At 66.8% G+C, this 4,290-nt stretch carries 4 protein-coding genes and 1 pseudogene; 3 read left to right on the forward strand and 2 right to left on the reverse strand.

What is annotated here, in order from left to right; translation table 11 throughout:
* Positions 1 to 57 precede the first annotated feature (57 nt).
* Positions 58 to 408: a ligand-binding protein SH3 gene (locus DBR20_RS15920; RefSeq protein WP_108266845.1), complete on the forward strand. Its 351-nt coding sequence runs from the start codon at positions 58 to 60 to the stop codon at positions 406 to 408.
* A gap of 244 nt (positions 409 to 652) precedes the next feature.
* Here DBR20_RS15920 and serS read toward each other — a convergent pair whose 3' ends face one another.
* Entirely contained in the window at positions 653 to 1,933 is a 1,281-nt protein-coding gene (serS, locus tag DBR20_RS15925; protein WP_108266847.1) for a serine--tRNA ligase, read from the reverse strand.
* A 113-nt stretch (positions 1,934 to 2,046) separates the two neighbouring features.
* On the opposite strand from serS, the gene DBR20_RS15930 reads away from it, so the two are divergent.
* Together DBR20_RS15930 and DBR20_RS15935 are read left to right on the forward strand one after the other, a co-directional pair.
* The gene (locus DBR20_RS15930) at positions 2,047 to 2,691 is read left to right on the forward strand and encodes an energy transducer TonB (RefSeq protein ID WP_108266849.1); all 645 of its coding nucleotides are present in this window, start codon (positions 2,047 to 2,049) and stop codon (positions 2,689 to 2,691) included.
* A gap of 117 nt (positions 2,692 to 2,808) precedes the next feature.
* A complete protein-coding gene (locus DBR20_RS15935) occupies positions 2,809 to 3,375 on the forward strand; it encodes an energy transducer TonB (RefSeq protein WP_108266851.1) in 567 nt (188 codons plus the stop codon).
* Between the two features lie 132 nt (positions 3,376 to 3,507).
* Here DBR20_RS15935 and DBR20_RS23330 read toward each other — a convergent pair.
* Positions 3,508 to 4,290, reverse strand: a pseudogene (locus tag DBR20_RS23330) (3-phosphoshikimate 1-carboxyvinyltransferase); the annotation flags it as partial.

The following is a 4,290-nucleotide window of genomic DNA, read 5'->3' on the forward strand; positions in this document are numbered from 1 at the left end:
ACCCTACCCTGGCGGCCCTGCTTTTGCGGGGCCGCTTTTTTTTGCCACCATGGTGCGATGAACTACATCGTGATGGCTGCGCACCGCAGCGAATTCCCGCATCCGATCACCCTGCGCCGTGGGCAGGCGCTGGTGGTGGGCGAGCGTTATGAGGGGGCCGAGGGTTGGGAAGACTGGTATCTGTGCGAGGCCGAGGGGCAGCAGCCGGGCTTCGTGCCGGCACCGGTGATCGGTCGCGATGCACAGGGTGGCGCGTTTGCCACGGACGACTACTGCGCGCGAGAGCTGGATGTGGACCCGGGGCAGCAGCTGCGCGGCGTGCGCACGCTCAATGGGTGGGCGTGGTGTGTGCCGGAGGCGGGGGAAGCGGGTTGGGTGCCGCTGGAGAAGCTGCGCGCAGCGGGTTGATGGTTTGCGCTATCCACGCATGGCGTGGATCTACTGCAGAGCCCCAGTCCCCCGGTGCGTGGATGCCGCACCGCCTCAGTAGATCCACGCCATGCGTGGATGCCACACCGCCTCAGTAGATCCACGCCATGCGTGGATGCCACACCGCCTCAGTAGATCCACGCCATGCGTGGATGCGGTGCCATGCAAGCATGGCACCCACCAAAGCCAGAGCAGTGCCATGCAAGCATGGCATCTACCGGGTTCAACCGATGGTTTCGATACCGCCCATGTACGGGCGCAGGGCTTCAGGCACGGTGATGCTGCCGTCGGCGTTCTGGTAGTTCTCCATCACCGCAATCATGGCGCGGCCGACGGCCACGCCCGAGCCGTTCAGCGTATGTGCCAGCTCCGGCTTGCCGGTGGCCGGGTTGCGCCAGCGGGCCTGCATGCGGCGGGCCTGGAAGTCGCCACAGTTCGAGCACGAGGAAATCTCGCGGTAGGTCTCCTGCGACGGCAGCCAGACTTCCAGGTCGTAGGTCTTGATGGCCGAGAAGCCCATGTCGCCGGTGCACAGCAGCACCTTGCGGTACGGCAGACCCAGCTTCTCCAGCACAACTTCGGCACAGCGGGTCATGCGCTGGTGCTCGGCGTCGCTGTCTTCCGGGCGGCAGATCGAGACCAGCTCGACCTTCTCGAACTGGTGCTGGCGGATCATGCCACGCACGTCGCGACCACCGCTGCCGGCTTCGGAACGGAAGCACAGCGAGTGGGCGGTCATGCGCAGCGGCAGGCGCTCGGCGTCAAGGATCTCGTCGCGGGCGATGTTGGTCAGCGAGATTTCCGAGGTCGAGATCAGGTAACGCTTCTGCTCACCCAGTTGGGTGATGAACATGTCTTCCTCGAACTTGGGCAGCTGGCCGGTGCCGTACAGGCTGTCGGCGTTGACGATCACCGGCACGTTGGTTTCCTGGTACTCGTGCTCGCCGCTGTGCAGGTCGAGCATGAACTGGGCCAGGGCACGGTGCAGGCGCGCGATCGGGCCACGCAACACGGTGAAGCGCGAGCCGGACAGCTTGGCGGCAGTCTCGCCGTCCAGCCACTTGTTGCGCGCGCCCAGTTCAACGTGGTCGAGCACCTTGAAATCGAACTGGCGCGGGGTGCCCCAGCGCGACTGCTCGACGTTCTCGCTCTCATCGGCGCCGGCCGGCACGTCATCGGCGGGAATGTTCGGGATGCCCATCGAGATCGTGTCGATCTTCTCGCGCAGCACGTCCAGCGCGACTTCCGAGGCCTTCAGCTCATCGGCAAAGGCGGCCACCTCGGCCATGATGGCCGAAACGTCCTCGCCCTTGGCCTTGGCCTGGCCGATGGCCTTGGAGCGGCTGTTGCGCAGGCTCTGCAGTTCCTGGGTACGCACCTGGATGCGCTTGCGATCCGCCTCCAGTGACTCCAGGGCAGACACGTCGAGCTCGAAGCCGCGGCTGGTGCGCAGGCGTTCGGCGAGGTCGGCGGGCTGGTGGCGGAGCAGGGCTGGATCAAGCATGGCAGGCGTCGTGGTGGGTAACAGGAACGGGATTATCGCCTGTTATACGGATTTCTGCCGCCCGGTTCATTCCGGCCGTGGCAGAATCGAGGCATTCCGTACTGGTCTGGTCCATGTCTGCTCCCCGTCTGTCGCCTGCCAAGTCGTTCACCGTGCATATCCCGCGCAACGCCCTGAAGATCGCCGGCATCGCCTTCGGCGTGGGCATCCTGCTGTTCGTGCTGGTCTGGCTGACCGGACGCGACAAGCAGTTCTTCCGTGCCGACCCGGCCGCGCAGACGCCGCAGGAAACCGCCCAGGTGGAACCACTGCCCGAGCCGCTGGCCGCAGCCGCGGGCTCCAGCGACATGCCCGACGCCAAGCCGGCCCCGGTGCCGGACGAAGAAGATGCGCCGAAGCTGGTGGAGACCGCCCCGCCGCCGCAGCCGGCCACGGTTGAACCGACTCCGGCCGCGCCGGGCACTGCGGCACCGGCAACCGCCAATGCGCAACCGATGCCGATTGCCGGCCAGTCGCCGCCGCCGGCCTACCCGGCCGCTGCCCTGCGACGCGGCGAAGCCGGCAGCGTGGTGGTGCGGGTGGAAGTGGATGCCACCGGTTATCCAAACAACGTGACGGTGATCCAGCGCAGCGGTTCGCGTGAACTGGACCGCGCGGCAACGGACGCGGTGCGTCGTTGGCGCTTCAGCCCGGCGGTCAGCAATGGTCAGCCGGTGCCGGGCAGCATTGAAGTGCCGTTCGACTTCAAGCCGCAGTAACTGAACGTTTCCCCCAGAAAAGCTGAACCTTGCAGGTCGCGTTGACGCAATGCTGACACGCTGTGACGCCGCCTCGGGCAACACTCTGGGCGTCGTTACTGACGCGAGGAGTTTGCGATGACTGCCACCACCCACGAAAACCTTCATTCCCCGCAACTGCAGCAGGATGGCGCGCTTGAGCCCCGCTCGGCGTCTCCCTGGCTGTGGTTGGCCCTGATCGTGGCGATGTTTGCAGCAGCTCTGGTCTGGCTGCGTTTTTCCAATCATGACGAACCTGCGCCTGCGCCGGTAAGCGAGCGCATGCTGCCGGCTACTGAGACGCCGGTTGCTGCCACACCCGCCCCCGCGACGCGCCAGGCCGCGCCCGCGCAGACCGAGCGCAAGGCGGCTCCGGCCGTACGCAACCGTGAGGCGCGTCCGCTGGCCAGCAACAGCAAGCCCAGCTATCCGGCCGCTGCGCTGCGTAGTGGCGTGCAGGGCAGCGTGGTTGCCAGCTTGAACGTGGATACCCGTGGCAACGTGACCGATGCGGCGATCGTGTCGCGCAGCGGCGAACGCAGCCGCGACCTGGACCGCGCCGTGCTGAACACCGTGCAGGGCTGGAAGTTCGAGCCGGCCGTGCAGCAGGGCCGTGCCGTGGCCAGCGTGGTGCGTGTACCGGTGGATTTCCGTACCGAACGTTGATCGTCGGTAACGCCTGAAATGAAAACGGAGGCTTCGGCCTCCGTTTTTTTGTGCGCAGAAGCGTGCCAACCAAGGTTGGCACCTACCAGGCCATGTGATCCGCCAGGCCAAGCCCGGCGGATGCGGTGCCGATCAGGCCAGGTTGAAGCCGGCGCTGCGGGCCAGGCCGTCGAAGTCCGGGAAGGACGTGGCGACGTTGGCGATGTCGTTGACGCGTACTTCGCCATGGCTGATCTGGCCGGCAATGGCGAAGGCCATCGCAATCCGATGATCGCCGTGGCTTTCAATGGTGCCACTGCCCAGCGATACGCCGCCGTGCAGGGTGGCGCCATCTTCGGTCTCGTCCACCTGCATGCCCAGCGCGCGCAGGCCGGTCGCCATCGCCGCCAGACGATCGGATTCCTTCACCCGCAGTTCGGCGGCGCCGGTCACCACGGTCAGCCCTTCAGCGGCGGCAGCGGCCACGAACAGGGCCGGGAATTCGTCGATCATGTCCGGCACCAGTTCCTCCGGAATGCGCGCGCCCTTCAGCGGCGCGTAGCGCACCACCAGATCGGCCACCGGCTCGCCCCCCTGCTCTGCCGGGTTCTCTTCGGTGATGTCCGCACCCATCAGGCGCAGCGCGTGCAGCAGGCCGGTACGGCGCGGATTGAGGCCGACCTGCTTCAGTCGCAGCTCGGAACCCGGAATGATGCTGGCAGCAACCAGGAAGAACGCGGCCGAGGAAAAGTCGGCCGGCACCACAATGTCGGTCGCGCGCAGGCGCTGGCCGCCACGCAGGCGCGCCTGGCCCGGCGAGAACGCGATGTCCACGCCGAACGCGGACAACATGCGCTCGGTGTAGTCGCGGGTCGGGTGCGGCTCGGTCACGCTGGTCTCGCCATGCGCGTACAGGCCCGCCAGCAGTACGGCGGA

The sequence above is a fragment of the Stenotrophomonas sp. HMWF023 genome, from assembly GCF_003060985.1.
GTDB lineage: Bacteria > Pseudomonadota > Gammaproteobacteria > Xanthomonadales > Xanthomonadaceae > Stenotrophomonas > Stenotrophomonas lactitubi.